At 61.6% G+C, this 23144-nt stretch carries 19 protein-coding genes; 12 read left to right on the plus strand and 7 right to left on the minus strand.

Annotated elements, in window-relative coordinates:
* Positions 1–153 precede the first annotated feature (153 nt).
* From AC1RJW_RS00910 to AC1RJW_RS00925, 4 genes are all read right to left on the minus strand, one after another.
* A complete protein-coding gene (locus AC1RJW_RS00910) occupies positions 154–762 on the minus strand; it encodes a 2-hydroxychromene-2-carboxylate isomerase (RefSeq protein WP_493042698.1) in 609 nt (202 codons plus the stop codon).
* Between the two features lie 23 nt (positions 763–785).
* Positions 786–2984 (minus strand): OsmC domain/YcaO domain-containing protein, encoded by a 2199-nt coding sequence (locus tag AC1RJW_RS00915; RefSeq protein WP_493042700.1) that lies wholly within the window; start codon positions 2982–2984, stop codon positions 786–788.
* A gap of 336 nt (positions 2985–3320) precedes the next feature.
* Complete coding sequence (locus tag AC1RJW_RS00920) at positions 3321–5723, minus strand: TonB-dependent receptor plug domain-containing protein (protein WP_493042703.1); 2403 nt, start codon at positions 5721–5723, stop codon at positions 3321–3323.
* A gap of 177 nt (positions 5724–5900) precedes the next feature.
* Positions 5901–6686: a PhzF family phenazine biosynthesis protein gene (locus AC1RJW_RS00925; RefSeq protein WP_493042706.1), complete on the minus strand. Its 786-nt coding sequence runs from the start codon at positions 6684–6686 to the stop codon at positions 5901–5903.
* Between the two features lie 142 nt (positions 6687–6828).
* Between AC1RJW_RS00925 and AC1RJW_RS00930 the strand changes: the two genes are divergently transcribed.
* The 4 genes from AC1RJW_RS00930 to AC1RJW_RS00945 all read left to right on the plus strand — a co-directional run bounded on the left by AC1RJW_RS00930 (position 6829) and on the right by AC1RJW_RS00945 (position 11357).
* Entirely contained in the window at positions 6829–7194 is a 366-nt protein-coding gene (locus tag AC1RJW_RS00930) for a toxin-antitoxin system TumE family protein (RefSeq protein ID WP_493042708.1), read from the plus strand.
* The gene (locus tag AC1RJW_RS00935) at positions 7191–7541 is read left to right on the plus strand and encodes an HVO_A0114 family putative DNA-binding protein (RefSeq protein ID WP_070291776.1); all 351 of its coding nucleotides are present in this window, start codon (positions 7191–7193) and stop codon (positions 7539–7541) included. Before AC1RJW_RS00930 ends, AC1RJW_RS00935 begins: the two co-directional genes overlap by 4 nt.
* Positions 7542–7706: 165 nt before the next feature.
* On the plus strand, positions 7707–10838 hold the full coding sequence (locus tag AC1RJW_RS00940) for an error-prone DNA polymerase (RefSeq protein WP_493042710.1): 3132 nt from the start codon (positions 7707–7709) through the stop codon (positions 10836–10838).
* A gap of 39 nt (positions 10839–10877) precedes the next feature.
* Positions 10878–11357, plus strand: a complete 480-nt coding sequence (locus tag AC1RJW_RS00945) for a GNAT family N-acetyltransferase (RefSeq protein ID WP_493042712.1) — start codon at positions 10878–10880, stop codon at positions 11355–11357.
* On the opposite strand, the gene AC1RJW_RS00950 is transcribed toward AC1RJW_RS00945, so the two are convergent.
* Complete coding sequence (locus tag AC1RJW_RS00950; RefSeq protein WP_493042714.1) at positions 11358–12767, minus strand: FAD-binding oxidoreductase; 1410 nt, start codon at positions 12765–12767, stop codon at positions 11358–11360. It lies immediately after the preceding gene.
* 189 nt (positions 12768–12956) lie between these two features.
* Between AC1RJW_RS00950 and AC1RJW_RS00955 the strand changes: the two genes are divergently transcribed.
* The 5 genes from AC1RJW_RS00955 (at position 12957) to AC1RJW_RS00975 (ending at position 18278) form a co-directional block, all read left to right on the plus strand.
* Positions 12957–13865, plus strand: coding sequence for a ChaN family lipoprotein (locus AC1RJW_RS00955; protein WP_493042716.1), 909 nt, complete (start codon positions 12957–12959; stop codon positions 13863–13865).
* Between the two features lie 141 nt (positions 13866–14006).
* Positions 14007–14759 (plus strand): tonB-system energizer ExbB, encoded by a 753-nt coding sequence (gene exbB, locus AC1RJW_RS00960; RefSeq protein ID WP_493042718.1) that lies wholly within the window; start codon positions 14007–14009, stop codon positions 14757–14759.
* A 3-nt stretch (positions 14760–14762) separates the two neighbouring features.
* Complete coding sequence (gene exbD / locus AC1RJW_RS00965) at positions 14763–15188, plus strand: TonB system transport protein ExbD (protein ID WP_493042719.1); 426 nt, start codon at positions 14763–14765, stop codon at positions 15186–15188.
* Entirely contained in the window at positions 15185–15982 is a 798-nt protein-coding gene (locus tag AC1RJW_RS00970; protein WP_493042722.1) for an energy transducer TonB, read from the plus strand. The genes exbD and AC1RJW_RS00970 overlap by 4 nt, the downstream gene beginning before the upstream one ends.
* A gap of 40 nt (positions 15983–16022) precedes the next feature.
* Entirely contained in the window at positions 16023–18278 is a 2256-nt protein-coding gene (locus AC1RJW_RS00975; RefSeq protein ID WP_493042724.1) for a TonB-dependent receptor domain-containing protein, read from the plus strand.
* 31 nt (positions 18279–18309) lie between these two features.
* On the opposite strand, the gene AC1RJW_RS00980 is transcribed toward AC1RJW_RS00975, so the two are convergent.
* The gene (locus tag AC1RJW_RS00980) at positions 18310–18717 is read right to left on the minus strand and encodes a PRC-barrel domain-containing protein (protein ID WP_493042726.1); all 408 of its coding nucleotides are present in this window, start codon (positions 18715–18717) and stop codon (positions 18310–18312) included.
* A gap of 247 nt (positions 18718–18964) precedes the next feature.
* Between AC1RJW_RS00980 and pyrG the strand changes: the two genes are divergently transcribed.
* From pyrG to ftsB, 3 genes are all read left to right on the plus strand, one after another.
* Positions 18965–20617, plus strand: a complete 1653-nt coding sequence (pyrG, locus tag AC1RJW_RS00985) for a CTP synthase (protein WP_493042729.1) — start codon at positions 18965–18967, stop codon at positions 20615–20617.
* Positions 20618–20757: 140 nt separating this feature from the next.
* Positions 20758–22041 (plus strand): phosphopyruvate hydratase, encoded by a 1284-nt coding sequence (gene eno, locus AC1RJW_RS00990; RefSeq protein WP_070221437.1) that lies wholly within the window; start codon positions 20758–20760, stop codon positions 22039–22041.
* A gap of 61 nt (positions 22042–22102) precedes the next feature.
* Positions 22103–22426, plus strand: coding sequence for a cell division protein FtsB (ftsB, locus tag AC1RJW_RS00995; RefSeq protein WP_010400534.1), 324 nt, complete (start codon positions 22103–22105; stop codon positions 22424–22426).
* A 357-nt stretch (positions 22427–22783) separates the two neighbouring features.
* On the opposite strand, the gene AC1RJW_RS01000 is transcribed toward ftsB, so the two are convergent.
* On the minus strand, positions 22784–23065 hold the full coding sequence (locus AC1RJW_RS01000) for a hypothetical protein (protein WP_475417261.1): 282 nt from the start codon (positions 23063–23065) through the stop codon (positions 22784–22786).
* Between the last annotated feature and the right edge of the window lie 79 nt (positions 23066–23144).

Here is a 23144-nt window from a genome sequence, read left to right on the forward strand (position 1 = left end):
GGGGAAATGTACGTGCAATCCAAAGCGACTACAAGTTAACTATTTTTTTTGACACGACGTTATTCTCATGCCGGAAAGGTGTAGAAACGCGCGTGCTCGTGTATTGCTGAGGCTGCTTCTTGCGCCCGTGCTTCCCGAAAGCGGAGTCAGGTTTCACATTGACAGTGACCGTAGGCCCGCCGCATGCGCCAGCGCATCGTCCAGCCGGTCGTTGCCCCAGAATAGTTCACCGTCACTGATGAAGCTGGGGGCGCCGAACAGCTTGAGCGCTTGTGCCTGCTCAGTCTGGCGGCGCAGGCGCAGCTTGTTGTCCTGCGTCAAAGCCAGCGCCAGGATGGCGCGTGCATCGAGGCCCAGTTCCTGCAAAGCCTCGCTGACGGCCTCGGTGTTGTCGATATCGCGGTCCGCGGCGAAATTCATCGCCATCATGTGGCGCGCAAAGGGCGCAATCCAGCCCTGGTCCGCGCCGATCAGCGCCACGCGCATGGGCAGCAGGGCCGTGCGGGGAAAGGTGCCCGGTTGCCGCCATGGCAAGCCGTACTTTTCGCACTGGCGCGCCATGTCGCGCCACGTGTAGTCGCCCTTGATTTTTTGCAAGATGAAGGGCGACGTCTCCCAGCCCAGCGCCTTGAAGACGACGCCCAGCAGGAAGGGTTTCCAGATCACATGCACCTGCTTTTCACGCGCCAGCGCTTCGATGCGCATGGCGCTCAGGTAGCTGTAGTTGCTGCCGAAATCGAACCAGAATTCCAGTGTGGCCATGGCATCGTTCCCAGGTGGTGACGCTAGCGGGCCGCCGCCTTGGCGCGCGCCGTATGCAATTTCTTGAAGCTGTCGATCAGGCGCTGGTGCCTGTCGAGGCCCTCCAGCTGCATGCTGGTCGGGGTCAGGCCGAAGAAGCGCACGCTGCCGTCCACGGAGCCCAGCACCGCATCCATGCGGTCGTTGCCAAACATGCGGCGGAAATTGACCACATAATCGTCCAGCTCCAGCGCGTCATCGAGTTCCACTTCCAGCACCACGTTCAAGGCTTGATAGAACAGCTTGCGCTCGAGCGTGTTGTCGTTGTACTGCAGGAAAGTTTCCACCAGTTCTTTCGCTTCCTCGAATTGCTGCAGGACGAGATGAATCAGCAGCTTCAATTCCAGGGTCGTCAGCTGGCCCCAGACCGTGTTTTCGTCAAACTCGATGCCGATCAGGGTGGCGATGTCGCCGTACTCGTCGAGCTCGCTGTTTTCCAGGCGGTCGAGCAAGTCTTCCAGGCTGGCATCGTCCAGCTTATGCAGGTTCAGGATGTCGGCGCGGAACAGCAGCGCCTTGTTGGTGTTGTCCCAGATCAAATCTTCGACCGGATACACCTCGGAATAACCTGGCACGAGGATGCGGCAGGCGGTGGCGCCCAGCTGGTCGTATACGGCCGTGTACACTTCCTTGCCCATGCCGGCGAGGATGCCGAACAGGGTCGCCGCTTCCTCGGCATTCGAGTTCTCGCCGTGGCCGGAAAAATCCCACTCGACAAAATCGTAATCGGCCTTGGCGCTGAAGAAGCGCCACGAGACGATGCCGCTCGAATCGATGAAGTGTTCGACGAAGTTGTTCGGCTCGGTGACGGCTTCGCTGGCAAACGTCGGCTGCGGCAAGTCGTTCAAGCCTTCAAAGCTGCGGCCCTGCAGCAATTCCGTCAGGCTGCGCTCGAGCGCCACTTCCAGGCTCGGATGCGCGCCGAACGAGGCAAACACGCCGCCCGTGCGCGGGTTCATCAGGGTAACGCACATCACCGGATACACGCCGCCCAGCGACGCATCTTTCACCAGCACGGGGAAACCCTGTTCTTCCAGCCCCTGTATGCCCGCAAGGATGCCCGGATATTTCGCCAGCACTTCCTGCGGCACGTCGGGCAGGGCGATTTCGCCTTCGAGGATTTCGCGCTTGACGGCCCGTTCGAAAATTTCCGACAGGCATTGCACTTGCGCCTCGACCAGGGTATTGCCGGCGCTCATGCCATTGCTGACGTACAAGTTTTCAATCAGGTTCGACGGGAAATACACGACCTTGCCGTCGGAATGGCGCACATACGGCAGCGAGCAGATGCCGCGCTCGGCATTGCCGGAGTTGGTGTCGACCAGGTGCGAGCCGCGCAGCTCGCCATCGGGGTTGTAGATCTCCAGGCAATATTCGTCGAGAATCTCCTTCGACAGCGCATCCTTGCGGCCCGGCTTGAACCAGCGTTCGTTCGGATAATGGACAAAATCCGCGTTGGCGATGTCTACACCCCAGAACGAACCGGCATAGAAATGGTTGTTGCTGAGGCGCTCGATATACTCGCCCAGGGCCGACGCCAGCGCGCTTTCCTTGGTCGCGCCCTTGCCGTTGGTAAAGCACATGGGCGAGTGCGCATCGCGGATATGCAGCGACCACACGTTCGGAATGATGTTGCGCCACGAGGCGATTTCAATCTTGATGCCCAGGCCCGCCAGCAGGCCCGACATATTGGCGATGGTCTGTTCCAGCGGCAAGTCCTTGCCCACAATATAGGTGCTGGCTTCGCTGGCCGGATTGAGCATCAACAAGGATTGCGCATCGGCATCCAGATTCGCGACCTCTTCAATGACGAACTCGGGTCCCGCTTGCACCACTTTTTTCACCGTGCAACGGTCGATCGAGCGCAGGATGCCCTGGCGGTCCTTGGCCGAGATATCGGCCGGCAACTCGACCTGGATCTTGAAAATCTGCTGGTAACGGTTTTCCGGATCGACAATATTGTTTTGCGACAGGCGGATATTTTCCGTGGAAATATTGCGCGTATCGCAATACAACTTCACGAAGTACGCTGCGCACAGTGCCGATGATGCCAAAAAGTAATCGAACGGGCCAGGCGCCGAGCCATCGCCCTTGTAGCGGATGGGCTGGTCGGCGATGACCGTAAAATCGTCGAACTTGGCTTCGAGACGCAGCTTGTCGAGAAAGTTGACTTTAATTTCCATGAGGTAATCCAATACTGTGCTTATGAGTTAGCCGCTATTATCCTTGCTTTCCGCCGCGGGACAAAGATTGTTCACTGCGGCCGTGCTGGCCGGGAGCCGCTGGGGCAATGATGCAGGCATGATAGTTCATGGCTTTTCACCTATCGCACAGAACGTTATCTATATGATTATTCTTGCTGATATACAAAAATCGCAAGCTGTGATGGACGAGCTCGCATCGCAGTGCGATGTTGGCCTTGGCCGTGCTGCGCGGACGTGAGTGTATTGCCGCCCGCCTAAAAAAACAGCGGCTGCCCATGCTGGCGCAGCCGCTGTTGTTTCAGGTGGACACGGTGATCAGAACTTCACCCACAGCCGTCCGAAATACGAGGCGCCGTTCAGGCCGAACTGCACGCTGTCGTACTTGAAGCCGTTGTCCGTCTCGTCCGCGTTTTGCGTGGTGGGCTTGACGTTGAAGATGTTGTTGCCGCCAAAGGTCAGCTTGGTGTTTTTGTTGATGCTGTAGGTGAAGCTCAGGTCGGCCGAGGTCTTGGCCGCGTAATGGGCGTTCGGCACGCCGGCGGCCGTGCCGCTGAAGGTGCCCAGGGTTTGCGGACCAAAGTAGATGATGCGCAGGTCCGACTCCAGCTTGCCCGTGACGTAGTCGAAGCCCAGCGTGGCTTTCGAACGGGGGCCGCCCTGTTCGATGAACAGGCGTTCGCGTTCGGACAGCAGCACGTCTTCGAAGCCCGTCAGCGAGGCGGGCGTCTTGACTTTCGTCACTTCCGTTTTGCTCAAGTTCAAGGCCAGGAAGGTGGTCAGGCGGTTGCCGGCCAGTTCGCCCTTGTGCGAGGCCGTCAGGTCCAGGCCGCGCGTGCGCGTGTCGATGGAGTTGACGAAGAATTGCGCCTCGCCCACGCCCAGCAGGGCCAGGCGCGCGGCCAGGTCCGGGTAGTTGTCGGCATTGAAGCGGCCCGACAGCACGATGCGGTCCTTGATCTTGATATTGTACAAGTCGGCCGTCACGGAAATGGCTTGCGTGGGCGTCCAGGTGGTGCCGAACGTAAAGCTGGTGGATTTTTCCTCTTTCAGCTTGGGGATGCCGGCCGCGTTGGCGACGGTGCCGCCGTTCGGCGCCAGCACCACGTCGGTGGGCACGCCGCCGATGAAGTCGGTGAAGGTGGACGAGAAATACACTTGCTGCAACGATGGCGCGCGGAAACCCGTGCTGGCCGAGCCGCGCAGCAGCACGTTCGGCGCCACTTTATAGCTGGCGGCCAGCTTGCCCGTCACGGTGGAGCCGAAATCGCTGAATTTTTCATAGCGCAGGGCCGCCTGGGTTTTCAGGCGTTCCGTCCAGTCCAGTTCCACGTCGCCATACGCGGCGATGCTGTGGCGTTTGGCCTTGGTGGCGTCGCCGGGCTGGAAGCCGGGAAAGCCCTGGCTGCCCGCATTGCCGCCCACGCCCACGCCGTCGGCATCGATGTAGGAGTTCGGCTCGCCGGCCATGATCTTGTATTCCTCGCTGCGGTACTCGGCGCCGAAGGCCACGTTCATGCCGCTCAGTACCGTATCGTAATAGCGGCTGAAATCGGCGTTGCTGGTCAGTTGCTGGAACGAGAAGCCGCCCGCGTCAAAGTTGCTGGCGCTGACACCCTTGCCGCCGTTCATCAGGTCGAGGTTGGCGATCGAGGCGTTCAAGGTATGGCTGATGTCGTAGCGCATCTTGTTGTAGCCATAGGTTTGCGAAAAGTCAGCATGCCATTCGCCGATCTGGCTGCGGTGGCCGATGGTGGCGTACTGGTCGTCGATCTTGCCATTGATGAAGGGCACGAAACCGTCCGGGTACATGGCGGCGGAATTGCGCGATGGAATGTCGTCGCTGCCGATGCCGCCCCGGCCGAATGCCGCGCTGGAGGCGTCGCGCGTCTGCGCGCCGGCCGTGAAGTACAGCTTGCCCGTGGGGCTGGTGGCGTAGTCGCCATTGATGTACAGCGTCTTGTTTTGCGATTTGGTGTCGCCGATGATGCGCATGCTGTCCGCATCGGCCCGGTTCGAGTGGCCCCGGTCCAGGTATTCGCCCGTGATGGCCAGGGTGCCCTTGTCGCCCAGCGCGATGCCGCAGTAGGCGGAGGTCATGTAATTCTTGCCGTCGCCTTCGGAATACTGGCTGTAGCCGGCCACCGCTTCGCAGCCCAGGCTTTTCTTCAGTTCGATGTCGATCACGCCGGCAATGGCGTCCGAGCCGTACTGGGCGGCGGCGCCGTCGCGCAGCACTTGCACGTTCTTGATCGCCAGCAAAGGAATCGCATTCATGTCCGTGCCCGTGTTGCCGCGGTTGCGCGCGCCGAACAGGTTGACCAAGGCCGTCGTGTGGCGCCGCTTGCCGTTCACCAGCACCAGGGTCTGATCGGAGCCGAGGCCGCGCAGGGCGGCCGAATCGATCAGGTCGGCCCCGTCGGCGCCCGTCTGGCGCGTGGAGTTGAACGAGGGCGAGATGTATTGCAGCGATTGCGCCAGGTCAAACTGGCCGCCTTGCTCGGCCACCCGGGAAATGGGGATGATATCGACCGGCACCATGGTATCGGTGGCGGAACTGGCGACCCGGCGCGAGCCGACCACGCTGACCGTTTGCACGGGCCCCTCCGTGGCGGCCGCTTCCGTGCTCTGGGCCATGGCGGCGGGACTGAAGGCGGCCAGGGCGGCGCTGCCGTACAGGCTGATGAGGATGGCTTTACGCAAGGTGGTGAGGGTCGGCACGCAGTGTCTCCAAGTGGCTGATGAGCAAGATTCGTGACTTGATTCTAGTGCCATCATTTCAGCATTCACCAGCGATACTTTGTTTTGTTATTACAAATTTGCTGTAACTGTTGTTTCCTGGTTGATTATCTTTTGGCCACCGCCCGGCTTGCCTTGTACCGGTGCGCGATGCCCCATTCAGGTGCTGCGCTGCACCATGCCGCCCACCCAGATTGCCTGCGTGCTGTATTGCACCTCGATCAAACAGGGCTGCTGTATCACGTGGCCCTGATGCAGGCGCAGCGACTGTTGCAAATGCGCTGACAGCGCGCCCGCCGCCACGCCCGTGGCGCTGTCTTCCTGGGCCGGATCGCGGTGGTTGAAGTTGCGCCCTTCATATTCGCTCTCGCCCGTGCGGCAATACGCGTAGCAGCCGCTGACCTGGTGCAAGGCGCTCCAGTCGGCGATCAGCTCCAGGTTCGGCCGCAGCGCGCGCAGGGTGGTGCGGTCGGCCACTTCCAGCAGCAGCTTCGGGCTGCCGACGGAGGCGATCACGGGCGGCGACAGCAAGTGCATGTGCTGGCCCATGAGTTCCGACGGCACATATGTTTCCAGCATGACGGCCGGTGCCGGCTGCGATGTCAAGCCAATGAAGATTCCTTCCGCGCGGCGCACCAGCCGCAAGGCTTGCCCGCGCATGGCCGTGCTCACCGTCAAGGTTGCCGGGGCGCCGGGCGCCGTCAGCAGCACATGCGCGGCGGCCAGGGTGGCGTGCAGGCACAGGGGGCTGCGCGTGTGCGGATAAAAATAGTCGAGCACGATGCCGCCATCCGCCTGCCGGTCGAGGAAGACGCAGGCGCTGACCTGGCGCTCGCGCGCGAAGGCCTGGCGCGCCGTTTCGCTGCCGCCGTCGTTTTCCACGACCAGCGCCGCATTGCCGCCGCCGGGTACGGCGCCGAAACATTTCAAGAGATGGACGATCATGGCGGCCGATGGGCAAGATAAAACATCAGCATAAACGAAAATAAGTGCAAAGCCTCTCGATGTCTTGGCTGGATGGAGTCAAAGGCTGCGCCTATTGACGCTTTCGTGGAAGTGATATATCAACAGATGATATACTTCCCGCATGAGGCCCGATCCTGCCATTGATACATTGCTGGACCTGGATGGCTCCATCCTCGACCAGGATGGCGGTTATTGGATCAAGATAGAAGCCAGGCGGACGGAAGTGTCGGATGAGATTCCTCACGGCATACGCTACTCGCTGACGCTACACGAACCGTATGGCAAACGCATCCTCGGTTATGACAATGCGCACATGGTAAAGCCGCCAAAGAAGTTCAAATATGCGGGACGTATCGTGGCATTCGACCATAAACACCGGCATCCGTCAGATCAGGGAGTACCATACGAATTCAAGGATGCGCAGCATCTGATCAATGATTTCTTTGCTGACGTGGACCGCATTTTGCTGGAGGTAAAAAAGCAATGAAACCGATTTTTATTGGCATCATGCCGCAAGAGAAAATCCGCGAACGCGTGCTCGCCATCGCTCGCGGCATATATAAACCGAAGGCGGATGAGCCCAAGGTCTGGTTCACTTCGATCAAATCGCTGGCAGAAGTCCTGAGCGACGAAAACCGGGCGTTGTTGCACGTGATCCTGGAAACGCAACCGGAATCCATCTCTGCATTGGCTGAAACAACGGGCCGTAAACCGAGCAACCTGTCGCGCACCTTGAAAACAATGTCCAATTACGGCATCGTGGAATTGAAACGGGAGCGCAATCAAGTTCGCCCCGTAGCCACAGCGACGGAGTTTCGCATAGTTGCTAACTGATTTGCCCGACTATCAATTTGCTCCGTCATGCGACAGGCCAAAGCCAAGTGCCGGCCGGCAGACGCTCCGTGTGCCCATCAAAATGAACACTATCCGACTGGAACCGGCTACTTGATTCAGGATGAGTATATCATACTGTGTTTATATACAGTATTGAGGTAGATCATGTGGGGTGCCGTCTTACCCGAGTATGCTGAGTTGTACTGCCTGAGCAATTTCAGCTTCCTGCATGGGGCCTCGCATGCGGAAGAACTGGTCGCGCGTTCCATGCAGCTCGGTTACAAGGCGCTGGCCATCACGGACGAGTGTTCGCTGGCTGGTGTCGTGCGCGCCCATGCGGTGGCCAAGCGGGCCGATTTCCCCCTGATTATCGGTGCGCATTTTCATTTGACGCAGGCCGATGGCAGCCCGGGGCCGTCGCTGCTGGCGCTGGTGCGCGATATCGACGGTTACGGCAATCTGTCGGAACTGATCACCATGGCGCGCACGCGGGCGGCCAAGGGACGCTATCTGCTGACGCCCGATGATTTCACGGCGCCGTCGCCGGAGTTCGCCCATTTGCGGGGTTTACCGGGCTGTCTGATGATCTTGCTGCCCGGCTATCCGGCCCGGCCCGAGGCGCTGCGTGCGCAGGGCGCATGGATGGCGGCCACCTTTGGCGGCGAGCGCAGCTGGGTGGGACTGAACCTGCTGCAGCGGGCGCAGGATGACGCGCACCGCAGCGCCGTGCAGGAAGGCGCGCAGGCGCTGGGCCTGCCCGTGGTGGCTGTCGGCCACGTGTGCATGCACGTGCGTTCGCGCAAGCCCCTGCTCGACACCCTGTGCGCGATACGCGTGGGCAAGCCCGTGGGCGAGTGCGGCTATGCGCTGGCGCAAAATGCGGAGCAGCATCTGCGCGCGCGCTTGCGCCTGGCCAATGTGTATCCGCCGCAAGCGCTGGCGGAAACCGTGCGTATCGCCGAACTGTGCGATTTTTCCCTCGACAGCCTGTGCTATGACTATCCCGTCGAGCTGGTGCCGCACGGCCACACGCCGGCGACGTATCTGCGTGAAGAAACGTATGCGGGCGCGCGCCTGCGCTTTCCTCTGGGTATCCCGGCCAACGTGCAGGAGCAGATCGAGCAGGAGCTGGAGCTGATCCGGGATCTTTCCTACGAAGCGTATTTTTTGACCGTCTACGACATCGTGCGCTTTGCGCGGTCGCAAGACATCCTGTGCCAGGGCAGGGGATCGGCCGCCAATTCGGCCGTCTGCTATTGCCTGCACATCACGGAAGTGGACCCCGCGCGCGGCAATTGCCTGGTCGGGCGCTTCATGTCGCGCGAGCGCAACGAGCCGCCCGACATCGACGTCGATTTCGAGCACCAGCGGCGCGAAGAAGTGATTCAATATATCTATGGCAAATATGGGCGCGAACGGGCCGCGCTGGCCGCCGTGGTGATCAGCTACCGGCCGAAGAGCGCCTTGCGCGACAGCGGGCGGGCGCTGGGGATCGACCTGGCCATCGTGGAAAAAGTGGCCAAGGCGCATCGCTGGTTCGACGGCAAGCGCGATCTGCTGGAGCGCCTGGCCGAATGCGGGCTCAACCCGGAAGCGGCATTGTCGCAGCAGTGGGCGGGCCTGGCGCAGCAATTGCTGGGTTTTCCCCGCCATTTGTCGCAGCATCCGGGCGGCTTTGTCATCGCGCAAGGAAAATTGTCGCGCCTGGTGCCGATCGAAAACGCCAGCATGGCCGAGCGCAGCGTCATCGAGTGGGACAAGAATGATCTTGAAGAGCTGGGCTTGATGAAGGTCGACGTGCTGGCGCTGGGCATGCTGTCGGCCCTGCGCCGCGCGCTGGAACTGGTGAGTGCGCGGCGCGGCGAGGAATTCCGTTTGCAGGATATTCCTGCGGAAGACCCCGCCACCTACGACATGATGTGCCAGGCGGACACCATCGGCGTGTTCCAGATCGAGTCGCGCGCGCAGATGAGCATGCTGCCCCGGCTGCGGCCCCGTGAATTCTATGACCTCGTCATCGAGGTGGCGCTCGTGCGCCCCGGCCCCATCCAGGGCGGCATGGTGCATCCGTATCTGCAGCGGCGCCAGAAAAAGGAGCCGGTCGAGTATCCGAAGGGCCTGGACAAGGCGCTGGGGCGCACCCTCGGCATCCCTATCTTCCAGGAGCAGGTGATGCAGGTGGCCATCATCGCCGCCGATTTCACGCCCGGCGAGGCGGACCAGCTGCGGCGCGCCATGGCGGCCTGGAAACGCAAGGGCGGCATGAACAATTACAAGGAACGCATCGTCGAAACGATGGTCAAAAATGCGTATAAACGGGAGTTCGCGGAGGCCATCTTCAGCCAGATCGAGGGCTTTGGCGAATACGGCTTTCCCGAGTCGCACGCGGCCAGTTTCGCCCTGCTCACGTATGCCAGTTCCTGGCTGAAATGCCACGAACCGGCCGCCTTTTTGTGCGCCTTGCTGAATAGCCAGCCCATGGGTTTTTACAGTCCTTCGCAACTGGTGCAGGATGCGCGCCGCCATGGCGTGCCCGTGCTGCCCGTCGACGTGGCCGTCAGCGGCTGGGAGGCGGCGCTGGAGGGGGATGCAGCGGCCGTGCGCCTGGGCTTGAATAGCCTGTTCGGCATGCGCGCGGACGCGGCCCGGCGCATCGAGGATGCGCGCGCCATTGCCGCCTTCGCCGACGTGGCCGACCTGGCCCGGCGTGGCGGCCTGGACCGTCATGACTTGCAGGTACTCGCTGCCGGCAACGCGCTGCACGCGCTGGCCGGGCATCGGCGCGAAGCCCTGTGGCAGGCGGTGGGCGCCGTGCCGGACAGGGACTTGCTGCGCGACACCACGCAAGAGGAAGACTTGCCCGTGCTGGCCGCACCGACGGAAGGCGAAAGCATCGTCAGCGACTACCGCGCGCAAGGCCTGACCCTGGGCCGCCACCCGCTGGCGCTGCTGCGCAGGCAATTGCTGGAACAGCGTTTCATGCCGGCGTCCACGCTGATGACGTACACGAGCGGGCAAGTGGCGCGCGCCTGCGGCATCGTCACCGTGCGCCAGCGTCCGGGCACGGCCAAGGGCGTCATCTTCATGACCCTGGAAGACGAGACGGGCACCGTCAACGTCATCGTCTGGCCCGACCTGGTGGAAAGCCAGCGGCGCGAGGTCTTGAGCGCGCCGCTGCTGGGCGTGTACGGCGTGTGGCAAAGGGAGGGCATCGTGCGCAACCTGGTAGCCAAGCACCTGGTCGATATGTCGCACTTGCTGGGGTGCTTGCGGACCAGCAGCCGCGATTTTTGTTGAGAGTTGCCGGCGGGGAGGAGGGCATGGCATTATTTGAATATGACAACATTACCCGAACCGACACTGCGTCCCGCCCTGGTCGCCGACGCGCCCGCCATCGTTGCCCTGATCGACGACCTGATGCCCTTTTTGACCCTGCACCCGGACGGCACGGGGGCGGAAAAGTTCATCGAGAACTGCCGCCAGCCCGCCATCGAAGGCTATCTGTCGCTGCCCAATTACGCCTACCAGCTCGCGCATATCAACGGCGAACTGGCCGGCGTGGTGGCCATGCGCGACAACACGCATCTGTTCCACATGTTCGTGCCGCGCGCCCTGCACCGGCGCGGCATGGCGCGCCGTTTGTGGCAGGCCGCGCGCGATGCGTCGCTGGCCAGGGGCGGTGTGACGGCGTTTACCGTCAACTCCTCGGCCTACGCCTTGCCCCTGTACGAAAGCCTGGGCTTTGTCGCCACGGGGCCGAAAGTGGAGACGGGCGGCATCGCCTTCGTGCCGATGCGCATGGAATGGACGGCCTGATTACCAGCGCACGATCTTGCCCGGATTCATGATGTTCTTCGGGTCCAGCGCGTGCTTGAGGGCGCGCATGGTGTCGATGGCGCCCTCGCCATGTTCTTCCACCAGGAAGGCCATCTTGTGCATGCCCACGCCATGTTCTCCCGTGCAGGTGCCGTCCATGCCGATGGCGCGCGTGACCATGTCTCTGTTGACCTTTTCCGCGCGCGCGATGTCGGCCGGGTCGTCGGGGTCGACCAGCATCTGCACGTGGAAGTTGCCGTCGCCCACATGGCCGATGATGGCGTAGACGAGACCCTGCGCTTCGCAATCGGCCTTGGTGGCGATGATGCATTCGGCCAGGCGCGAAATGGGCACGCAGCAGTCGGTGGAAATGGCGCGGCTGCCGGGGCGCATCTGCAGCAGGGCGAAATATGCGTTGTGGCGCGCGGCCCACAGGCGCGAGCGGTCTTCGGGGCGGCTGGCCCACTCGAAATCGCTGGCGCCGTGCTCCGCCGTGATGGCTTGCACCAGCTGCGCCTGCTCGGCCACGCTGGCCGGCGTGCCGTGGAATTCAAACAGCAGCAAGGGTTTTTCCGGCAAGGCCATCTTGTCGTAGGCATTGATGGCCTTGACGCCGTTTTCATCGAGAAACTCGACCCGCGCCACCGGAATGCCCATCTGGATGGTCTGGATCACGGCGTTGACGGCCTCGCCCGTGCCGGGAAACGAACACACGGCCGCCGAGATCGCTTCCGGCAGCGGATACAGTTTCACCGTCACTTCCGTGACGATGCCCAGAGTTCCTTCGCTGCCGACGAACAGGCGCGTCAGGTCGTAGCCGGCCGACGATTTTTTCGCCCTGGTCCCCGTCTTGATGATGCGGCCATCGGCCGTGACCACCGTCAGGGCCAGCACGTTTTCGCGCATGGTACCGTAGCGCACGGCGTTCGTGCCCGAGGCGCGCGTGGCCGCCATGCCGCCCAGCGAGGCATTGGCGCCCGGGTCGATGGGGAAGAACAGGCCCGTGTCGCGGATGTCCTCGTTCAACTGCTTGCGCGTCACGCCCGCCTGCACGGTGGCCGTCAAGTCTTCATTATGCACGGCGACCATGTGATTCATTTGCGACAGATCAATCGTCACGCCGCCATGCAGGGCCAGCACGTGGCCTTCGAGCGAGGTGCCGCTGCCGTAGGCGATGACGGGCACGTCGTGCGCGCTGCACAGCTTGACGGCGGCCGCCACTTCCTCGGTGGAATGGGCAAAGATGACGGCATCGGGCAGCATGGGGGGATAGCTCGACTCGTCGCGGCCATGATGTGCGCGCATGGCTTGCGTCATGGAAAAGCGGTCGGCAAAGATCAGGGAAAGCACGGCAGCAAGGGATACGGGCAGCGGTTTTTTCAGTACCGCCAACTGGTCAGTTTGATTCACGCAAGTCCTCCGTTTTTTTTATTCTACTCCGCGCCCGGGGATTTCACTGAAGCACCAGATTGATTTTTTGCCAGTTGTAAAAAAATCCGCATGGCGGGCCGTGCCTTGGTTGTAAATGAGAATCATTTCTATTAAAATGCCCGCCAGTAGTTATTTTGCAATGCGTGCTTCCACCCGAAAGGCCATGCCATGAAATTCCCCCTGTCCCTCGCCGCCGTCCTGCCCGCCTGCGTGCTGGCGCTGAGCGCCTGCAGCAGCGTCGCTCCGCTGAGTACCACGACTGCGGCATCCGCTACTGTGCAAGACGTGCGCCAGCTGGGCGAGATCGTCGACCTGCGCAGCGGCCAGCGCTTGACTGCCGAGCAATTGCTGGCCCAGCTGGCGGCCGCCCCGAGGGTCATCGTGGGCGAGCAGCATGACCAGCTCAGCCACCACCGGATCGAGCAGTGGCTGCTGCAGCAATTGCAGGGCCAGCGTCCGCAGGGCAGCGTGCTGCTGGAAATGCTGAACCCGGACCAGCAAGCCAAGGTGGACAAGGTCAAGCCGTGGCTGCAGACGGCCCCCGTCGTGCGCCCCGAACACGTGGCCGAGCTGCTGGCCTGGCAACCGAGCTGGAAGTGGGCGCAATATGGCGAGCTGGTCATGACCGTCATGCGCGCGCCGTATCCCGTCTGGTCGGCCAACCTGGACCGCAGCGAGATCAAGCAACTGTTTGTCGACCAGCCGGCCGTGCAGGGCAAGCATTCGAACCTGGCCAACGATGACAAGGTGCATGACAAACTGAAAGACATCATCCGCGTCATGCACGACAACCAGATCGATGCGCCGCGCCTGGCCGCCATGCTGTCGGTGCAACAGCAGCGCGACCGCCGCATGGCCGAGCGCCTGCTGGCCGCGCCCGCGCCCGCCGTGCTGATCGCTGGCGCCTACCATGCGCACAAGGACCTGGGCGTGCCGCTGCATGTGCAGGACTTGACGGGCGGTCCCGCGCCGCTGGTGCTGGTGCTGGCGCAGCAGGGCGCCACGGTGCTGGCGCCGCAGGCAGATTTTGTGTGGTACACGCCAGTGGCGGCGCCCGCCATCGCCAGCGCCAAGTAAGCCGTTGCAACTCCGCCGGGCGTTCAGCCCGGCATTCTCCCCCAGCAAGCTCCTCCATAGCAGCCAGGTAGTTCGTCCGATTTTTTTGCATGCGCGTGCGCGCCGTTGGCGCAGCCATGCCTGTTCACTGTAGAAGCTCCCATGCGTATCCCCTTGTTGTATATCAAAGCCGCCGCCGGCGGTGTGTTTCTTGCCCTGTTGCATGCCGGCGCGCAAGCGTCCGCGCTGCCGCACGACATGTCGCCGTTGGGCATGTTCTTCGCCGCCGACCAGGTCGTCAAAAGCGTGCTCATCGGTTTGTTGATCGCCGCGCTGGCCACCTGGGTGGTCTTGCTGGTGAAGGGCGCCCGCTTGCTGCAAGCGCGGCGCGAAGCGGCGCAAGCCGTCGCCGTGCTGAAGACGGCGGCCTCTTTGCCGGACGCGGCAGTAAAGAGCGGGGCGTCTGTGCTGGCGCAACGGTTGCTCGATGATGTGCAGCAAGAGCTGAATCTGTCGCGTGCGGATGCGCCGGCGGCGGCCCTGAAGGAGCGGGCCGGTTTTCGCCAGGAGCAATTGATCGCGCATCAGGTACGCCGCATGACGCAAGGCATCGGCTTGCTGGCCAGCATAGGCGCCGTGGCGCCGTTCGTCGGCCTGTTCGGCACCGTGTGGGGCATCATGAACAGTTTCATCGGCATCGCCGTCAGCCAGAGCACGAACCTGGCTACCGTCGCGCCCGGTATCGCGGAAGCCTTGCTGGCCACCGCCTTGGGCCTGGTGGCGGCGATACCCGCCGTCGTCATCTACAACGTCTTGAGCCGTGGCATCAACCAGGTCAAGGCGCTGCTGCGCGCCGCCTCGGCGCAAGTGCTGCTGATGCTGAGCCGCGACCTCGACACGCGCAAGCAGGCCTGAACCATGGCCAGCCTTTTTCCATCGCAGGACGACGACACGGCCGACATGCCGGAATTGAGTGAGATCAATGTCACGCCCTTCATCGACGTGATGCTGGTGCTCTTGATCATCTTCATGGTGGTCTCGCCGCTGGCCACCGTCGACCTGAAGATCGACTTGCCGGCCGCCACGGCCAAGCCCGAACCGCGCCCCGAGAAAGCGTTGTTCGTTTCCCTGAAAGCCGACCGCAGCCTGTATCTGGGCGAGTCGCCCGTGGCGCGCGAACAGCTGGGTCGCCTGCTCGACGCGCAGACGGGCGGCGACCGCCAGCGCACCCTGTTTTTCCAGGCCGACAAACAGGCCGCATATGAAGACGTGCTGGGCGTGATGGATGCCCTGCGCCAGGCCGGCTATTTGAAAGTGGGCCTGGTGGGTAGGGAGGGCGGGTGAGTGCGCCGTCCACGCTGGCGCCGCGTCCGGTATTGAACTGGGGCATCGCCACGTCGCTGGTGGCGGCTACCGCGCTGGCGCTGCTGCTGTGGGCGGCCTGGCAAGCAGTGCCGGTCGTGCCCGCGCAGCCGCCTGCCAGCGTGATGCTGGTGTTTGCGGCACAGGCGATGTCGGCGGAAACGCAGGCGGCGCATGCCGTGGGGGCGCGCCAGTCGGCCGTGTCCAGCGATGCCCGGCCGCCCAAGAGCACAGTTCGGCAAGCGGCGCTGCCCATGCTGGCGCGTGCCGCCGCGCCGCAGATCGTCGCGGCGGAAAAAGAGACGAAGGCAGAAACCAGTCCGTCGCCAGATCCCGGCAAGGATGCCGCCAGGGAAGCGTCCTTGCCCGCGCAGGCCGGCAGCAGCGCCACGCCGGCGCCAAGTTCGGTGCGCGGTCCGCAGGCGGCGCCGTTCAACAGCGACACGCCGCCCGCCAGCGCGGCGCCCGCCAGCTGGCAAAGCCGGGTGCTGGGCCACCTGGCCCATTTCAAGCGCTATCCGGGCGACGCGCGCCAGCGCAAGCGGGCCGGCGCCGCCTGGGTACGCTTCCAGGTGGACCGCGACGGCAAGCTGCTGGCCAGCGAACTGGTCACTTCGTCGGGCACGGTGCTGCTCGACCGCGAAGCGCTGCAAGTGCTGCAGCGCGCGCAGCCGCTGCCGGCGCCGCCCGACAGCGTCTTGCGCCAGGGCACGGTGACGGTGACCTTGCCCGTGTCGTTCAAGCTCGATGCCGGGAATGGCCACGGCGCCAGCTGATTTATCGCATTTTTTCAATCACATAACAAATCGAGGGTGTATGCATATCAAGACAATGACGCAGGCCGTAGGCGTTTGCCTGGCCTTGCTGGCGCAGCAGGCCGGGGCGCAGCCGCAGGAAAGCGGCAAGGTGGAATTTTCGCCGCTGAATGTATCCGGTGAAACGGTTCCGGCGGAACAGCAGGCGCTGGAAAAACCGGGCGCCGTCAGCGCGCGCGGCGCGGACACGCGCTTGCAGAGCGTGGACCAGATCGTGCGCGGCATGCCGGGCACGTTTACCCAGATCGATCCGGCGCAGGGCGCCGTCAGCGTCAACATCCGCGGTCTGTCGGGCCTGGGCCGCGTCAACATGATGGTCGATGGCGTGAGCCAGAATTACTATGGCAGCGCACCGTCGTCCGTGTCGCACGGCGGCGTGCCCAGCAGTCAGTTCGGCGCCCTGATCGACCCGAACTTCATTATCGGCGTGGATGTGTCACGCGGCAATGTCGTCGGCGGCGACGGCGTCAATGCGCTGGCTGGCAGCGCCAACTTCCGCACCATCGGCGTCGATGACGTCGTGTTTGCCGGTGAAAAGGTGGGCGCGCGCACGAAGATGTCGACAGGGAATAACGGCGTGGGGCGCAGCGCCATGCTGGCCGTGGCCATGAAGAATCCCGCCTTCGATGGCGGCAGCGTAGGTTTCATGGCCGCTACCAGCGCTAGCGTGATCGGCAACAACTACAAGAATGCGAAAGGCGTCAACAGCGAGGAATTCGGTTTCGGCTACAACCGCTATTACAAGCAAAAGCCCAAGTCGCAGCTGCTCAAGCTGGACCTCACATTGAGCGACTTCCACGCACTGGAACTGTCGGCGCGCGATTACCGCAGCACGTTTACGCGCCGCGACATTCGCAGCGACGACTACTACGTAAAATATCACTACACGCCGTTTTCCGAATTGATCGACCTCAATGTGGTGGCCAGCAGCAGCCGTGGCAACCAGAAATACATGCCCGGGGCGCTGACCAATTTTATTAATACCAATGCAGCCAACCGCGCCGATGCCATCGACGTCAACAACACCAGCAGCTTCAGGCTGGCCGGCGGCGATGCGCTGCTGACGATCGGCGGCAAGCTGATGCGCAACAAGTACAGCAAGCACGTGGAAAGCCTCGTCGACGACCCGGACAACCGGGACGCGAACCAGCAATCGATTGAAAACAATACCTTCGGCCCCGAGGGCGTGCAAAAGATCAGCAGCCTGTATGCCGGCTTGCAATACAACCGCGGCATGGTTCAGGTCAATGCGGGCCTCAACACCACGCACTTTGACTTGAGCGGCTACAAGCCCGCCTGCGATCCGCGCGTGCAATGTTTCCCGCAAGGGGCGAGCAATATTGCGCTGAAGGAGCATGGCATCAACCCTTCGCTGCTCGTTTCCGCGCAGCTGACGCCGTGGTTCCAGCCGTTTGCCAGCGCCGAGCGCACCATGCGCGGGCCGAATCCGCAGGAAGTGTTTTTCTCGAATGATGGCGGGGCGTCGATGAACCCGTTTCTGAAGGGCGAGAAAGCGACGACCTATCAGCTGGGCTTCAATTCCAGCCTGCATGGCTTGCTGAGCAAGAACGACGTGCTGAACTTCAAGGCCCTGTATTTCAAGAGCAAGATCGACGGCTATATCACCAGCCAGTCCTTCCTCGTGTGCGACAGCGGCCGCAAGTGCAATATCGCGGAAGTACTCGCCAATGACTGGCGCAATGTCGATGACTACATGACCAATATGTATATCTACATCAACTCGTCCACGCCCGTGCACTCGCGCGGCTGGGAGCTGGAAGCGCAGTACCAGCTGGGGGCCACGTATGCGCGCCTGTCGTATACGCGCGATAAGACCAGCCAGCCCACCTCGATCGCCAGCGCGTGGTTTGGCGCGGCCGACATCGGCGACTTGCCCAGCACATATTACAACCTCGACGTGGGTACGCGTTTGCTGGAGAACAAACTGGAAGTGGGCGCCATCCTCAAGCACACGGGGTCGAACCGCCGCCTGTCGCCGGACAACGAAGCCGATGAAGCGACGGGCGAAGTGCTGAAGGCCGACAATCCGAAGATACCGGCCGTGATCGACCTGTATGCGAGTTACCAGGTGTCGAAAAACCTGTTCTTGCGCCTGTCCGTGCAGAACGCCATGAACAAGGATTTCTCGGAAGCGCTGAACCGCCTGAACTCGATGCCGTCGCAGTCGCAGGACAACACGCCGCTGAGCACGGCCCGGGGCAGGACGTATGTGGCGGGGCTGGAGTACCGGTTTTAAGGTGCACCCCAGCCCTTCGCTTAGGGGCTAATTAATACTCGCGTGGCGTGGTTCCATAATAACTGTGGATCGAATTGGCCCACGTCTGATCCGCCATGTTCGGCCAGTTATCCGTGTCGAAGCCGGGCGCGTTTTCGATGCGTTCCTTGTCGACGTTCAGGGTGAAGCGCTTGTTGACGGTGTCGAGCAGCAGCGCTTCCCAGGGCACGGCGAACAGCTTTTCGCCGATGGTGAAGACACCGCCGTGCGACATGACGGCATAGGCAATCTTGCCGCTGCGCATGTCGATCATGATTTCCTTGATTTCGCCCAGGTGTTCATCCTTGGCGCTGTGCACATGGTCGCCGATCAGGGTGTCGGCACCCATCAGTTCAGGGCCGGGGCCTTTGTGGCCGCGGTTGACATACATGCCGTAGGCGTCGCGTTCTTCGTAGCTCATGGTGGACCTCCTGTTGAAAAATCCCAGTCTGCCGCCAGGGCGCGGCAGGGTCTGTTCGCTCGCCCACACAAAGTATGGAATTGGAAATATTTCAATTATTGCTATCGGGTAATTTTGTTGTGCGTAGACAGCAGGAGGGGGAGGGATAGTCGGTATTTGGCGCAAATTTCCGCGCGCGGGGGGCGACGCAGGCGGGCTTTAGTGTATAATTTCAATTTCCCGCACGTGCCGTTCGGCACCATCTGCAATGACCAAATTTGTCTTCGTCACTGGTGGCGTTGTGTCTTCCCTTGGAAAAGGGATTGCCGCCGCCTCCCTCGCCGCGATCCTCGAATCGCGCGGCCTTAAAGTCACCATGCTCAAGCTCGACCCGTATATCAACGTCGATCCTGGCACGATGAGCCCTATGCAACACGGTGAAGTCTTCGTCACCGATGACGGGGCCGAAACCGACCTCGACCTCGGTCACTACGAGCGCTTCATCTCCACCCGCATGAAAAAGGTGAATAACTTCACCACTGGCCAGATCTATGAATCGGTGATCCGCAAGGAACGCCGGGGGGAATATCTGGGCAAAACCGTGCAGGTGATTCCGCATATCACCAATGAAATCCAGGATTACATCCGCCGTGGCGCCGAAGGCTACGACGTGGCCCTGTGCGAAATCGGCGGCACCGTCGGCGATATCGAATCCTTGCCATTCCTGGAAGCGGCACGCCAGCTGAGCCTGCGCGCCGGCCGCAAGAACACGGCCTTCGTCCACCTGACCTTGGTGCCTTACATCGCCTCGGCCGGTGAACTGAAGACCAAGCCGACCCAGCACTCGGTGCAAAAGCTGCGCGAAATCGGCATCTTGCCGAACGCCTTGCTGTGCCGCGCCGACCGCGCCATCCCGGAAGACGAGCGCGCGAAAATCTCGCTGTTCTCGAACATCGAGGAAGACGCCGTCATTTCCGTGTGGGACGTCGACACCATCTACAAAGTGCCGCAGATGCTGCACGACCAGGGCCTCGACAAGATCATCTGCGACGCGCTGGACCTCGATCCCGCACCGGCCGACCTGTCGATCTGGAGCAAGCTGATCTACACGATGGAGCACCCGAAGGCGGAAGTGACCGTCGGCATGGTCGGCAAGTATGTCGAGCTGACCGAGTCGTACAAGTCGCTGATCGAAGCGCTGCGCCACGCCGGCATCCACACGGAAAGCCGCGTCAACATCGAGTACATCGATTCGGAAGAAATCGAAACGACCGGTTGCGACAACCTAGCCAAGTACGATGCCATCCTGGTACCGGGCGGCTTCGGCAAGCGCGGCGTGGAAGGCAAGATCAAGGCGGCCCAGTTTGCTCGTGAGCACAAGATTCCTTACCTGGGCATCTGCCTGGGCATGCAAGTGGCCCTGATCGAATACGCGCGCAACAAGGCTGGCATGCCGAACGCGAATTCGACCGAGTTCGACCTTGATACGGATCAACCTGTCGTTGCACTGATCAATGAGTGGCAAAACCACGATGGTAAAGTCGAGTTGCGCGATGAAAACTCGGACCTGGGCGGTACCATGCGCCTGGGCGCGCAGACCTGCGCCGTCAATCCGGGCACCCTCGCCGCCGAGATCTACGGCAGCGTGGTGACCGAGCGTCACCGCCATCGCTACGAAGCCAATAATCACTACCTGGCCCGTGTCGAAGCGGCTGGCCTGATCGTCTCGGCCCGCACGCCAAGCGAAGATTTGTGCGAAATCATGGAATTGCCACGCACGGGTGAAAATGCCCACCCATGGTATATGGGCGTGCAATACCATCCCGAGTTCAAGTCGACGCCACGCACCGGCCATCCGTTGTTTACCTCGTTCATCAAGGCAGCGCTGGCGCACAAAGAAGCCAACGCCGCTGCGGAATAACGCGGTCGATCGCGACAGTATTACCCGTAAGACAGCTCCCGGCCAGATGGTTCCCGCCGGGAGTTTCTTTGCCCCCTTTGTGCAATTGCGCATCAGAACGCAGTGTGCAGCCCCTGTTACGCTTAACTTTGGAGAATGACATGAGTGCTATTGTTGATATTATCGGTCGCGAAATCCTGGACTCGCGCGGTAACCCGACCGTCGAATGCGATGTGTTGCTGGAATCGGGCGTGATGGGCCGTGCGGCCGTACCGTCGGGTGCCTCGACCGGTTCGCGCGAAGCCGTGGAATTGCGCGATGGCGACGCCAAGCGCTACTTCGGCAAGGGCGTGCTGCAAGCATGCGAAAACATCAATACCGAAATCTCCGAAGCCATCATGGGCCTGGACGCCAATGAACAGGCTTTCCTGGACCGTACCCTGATCGACCTGGACGGCACGGAAAACAAATCACGCCTGGGCGCCAACGCCATCCTGGCCGTCTCCATGGCCGTGGCCAAGGCTGCCGCCGAAGAAGCGGGCTTGCCGCTGTACCGCTATTTCGGCGGTTCGGGCGCCATGCAGATGCCAGTGCCGATGATGAACGTCATCAACGGCGGTGCGCACGCCGACAACAACCTGGACATCCAGGAATTCATGATCATTCCCGTGGGCGCCCCGTCGTTCAAGGAAGCCGTCCGTTACGGCGCGGAAGTGTTCCACACGCTGAAAAAGATCCTGCACAAGAAGGGCCTGAACACCAACGTGGGCGACGAAGGCGGTTTCGCGCCATCGCTGGCCAACCATGAAGAAGCCATCAAGCTGATCATCCAGGCCATCGAAGAAGCGGGCTACGAGCCAGGCACGCAGATCGCCATCGGCCTCGATTGCGCCGCGTCCGAGTTCTACAAGAACGGCAAGTACGAAATGGAAGGCGAAGGCCTGAGCCTGACGGCTACCGAGTTCACCAATCTGCTGGCGACCTGGTGCGACAAGTACCCGATCATCTCGATCGAAGACGCGATGCACGAAGGCGACTGGGACGGCTGGGCGATCCTCACCCAGGAACTGGGCAAGAAAGTGCAACTGGTCGGCGACGACCTGTATGTCACCAACACCAAGATCCTGAAAGAAGGCATCTCGAAAGGCATCGCCAACTCGATCTTGATCAAGATCAACCAGATCGGCACCCTGACGGAAACCTTCGCCGCCATCGAAATGGCCAAGCGCGCCGGCTACACGGCCGTCATTTCGCACCGCTCGGGCGAAACGGAAGATTCGACCATCGCCGATATCGCCGTTGCCACGAACGCCCTGCAGATCAAGACCGGCTCGATGTCGCGTTCGGACCGCATGGCCAAGTACAACCAGCTGCTGCGTATCGAGGAAGACCTGGGCGACATCGCCAGCTACCCTGGCCGCGATGCGTTCTATAATCTGAAGTAAGCTGATGTAAAACCCACTGGCCGGCCGGAGAAATCCGGCCGGTTTGTTAACCGACTACCCCATGCGCCTGATTACGCTTGCCCTGGCAGCCCTGCTGCTGCTGATCCAATTTCCCCTCTGGCTGGGTAAAGGCGGCTGGCTGCGCGTTGCCGACATGGAAGCCCAGGTGGCGGTGGCCAACAAGAAGAACGTGGAATTGAAGGCGCGAAACGCCAAGCTCGAATCCGAAGTGCGCGACCTGAAAGATGGTACGGGTGCCGTCGAGGAGCGTGCCCGCTATGAGCTGGGCATGGTCAAACAGAATGAGATTTTCGTGCAGATCGTGCGCAAGGGACAAACCCCGCCACTGCTGGAAACACCGGTGGACGCTGCCGCGCCGCACTAAGTCATACTAATTTCCCGCTTGCCAGCCTGGACCGATTGCCAGGCTGACATGTCAATGACTGCCTTGTTACCTTGTACTTGCTACTTTGTACTGCTGCACACGACTGGCCGCATGGCGCGGCGTGCTGCGACTGCCTTGCTGCTTGCTGATCAGAAACGGGCCTTGCCGGTCGAGATCAGGTAGAAATGGATGCCGGTAACGACGACGGCTACGGCGATCAGTGCGGTTTCGAGAAACATCATATAAAAATCCTTGTAAGTAAATAGTTAGCTTAAAAAAACGTCCAGGGCCAGGCGCCCAGCCGAAGACAGTACGAACGTACGGCAAGGCGCAGGCAACGCCGCCCTGGGCGTTTTTTTAACCGCGCGAAGCGAGGAAACGCAATTCCGAAGCCAGATTCGGCATCAGCTTTTCGTAGCGGTTCGCTTCCGAGTTCAGCAGGGCGAAATCGCGCTTGCTCGGGCGCACATAGCGCTCGTCGTCGGCGCTGGTCGTCGCGGTGGCGATGACTTCCTTCTGGGCCAGTTCGCTGTACGGTTTGGAAGCGAGCAGGGCGCCCAGGAAGGCGCGCGTGGCGCGGCCCAGGTTGCTGAAGTAGTTATCGTTGTCGTTGCTGTAGGTGTTGGTAAAAGTGGACATATGCCCTCCATGAATGGTCTGTTGTTGCATTGCACAATAATGGAGTTGGCGATATATGTCTAATTCCAAATTCCAATTT

It is taken from the genome of Janthinobacterium sp. GW822-FHT07A03, from assembly GCF_058798815.1.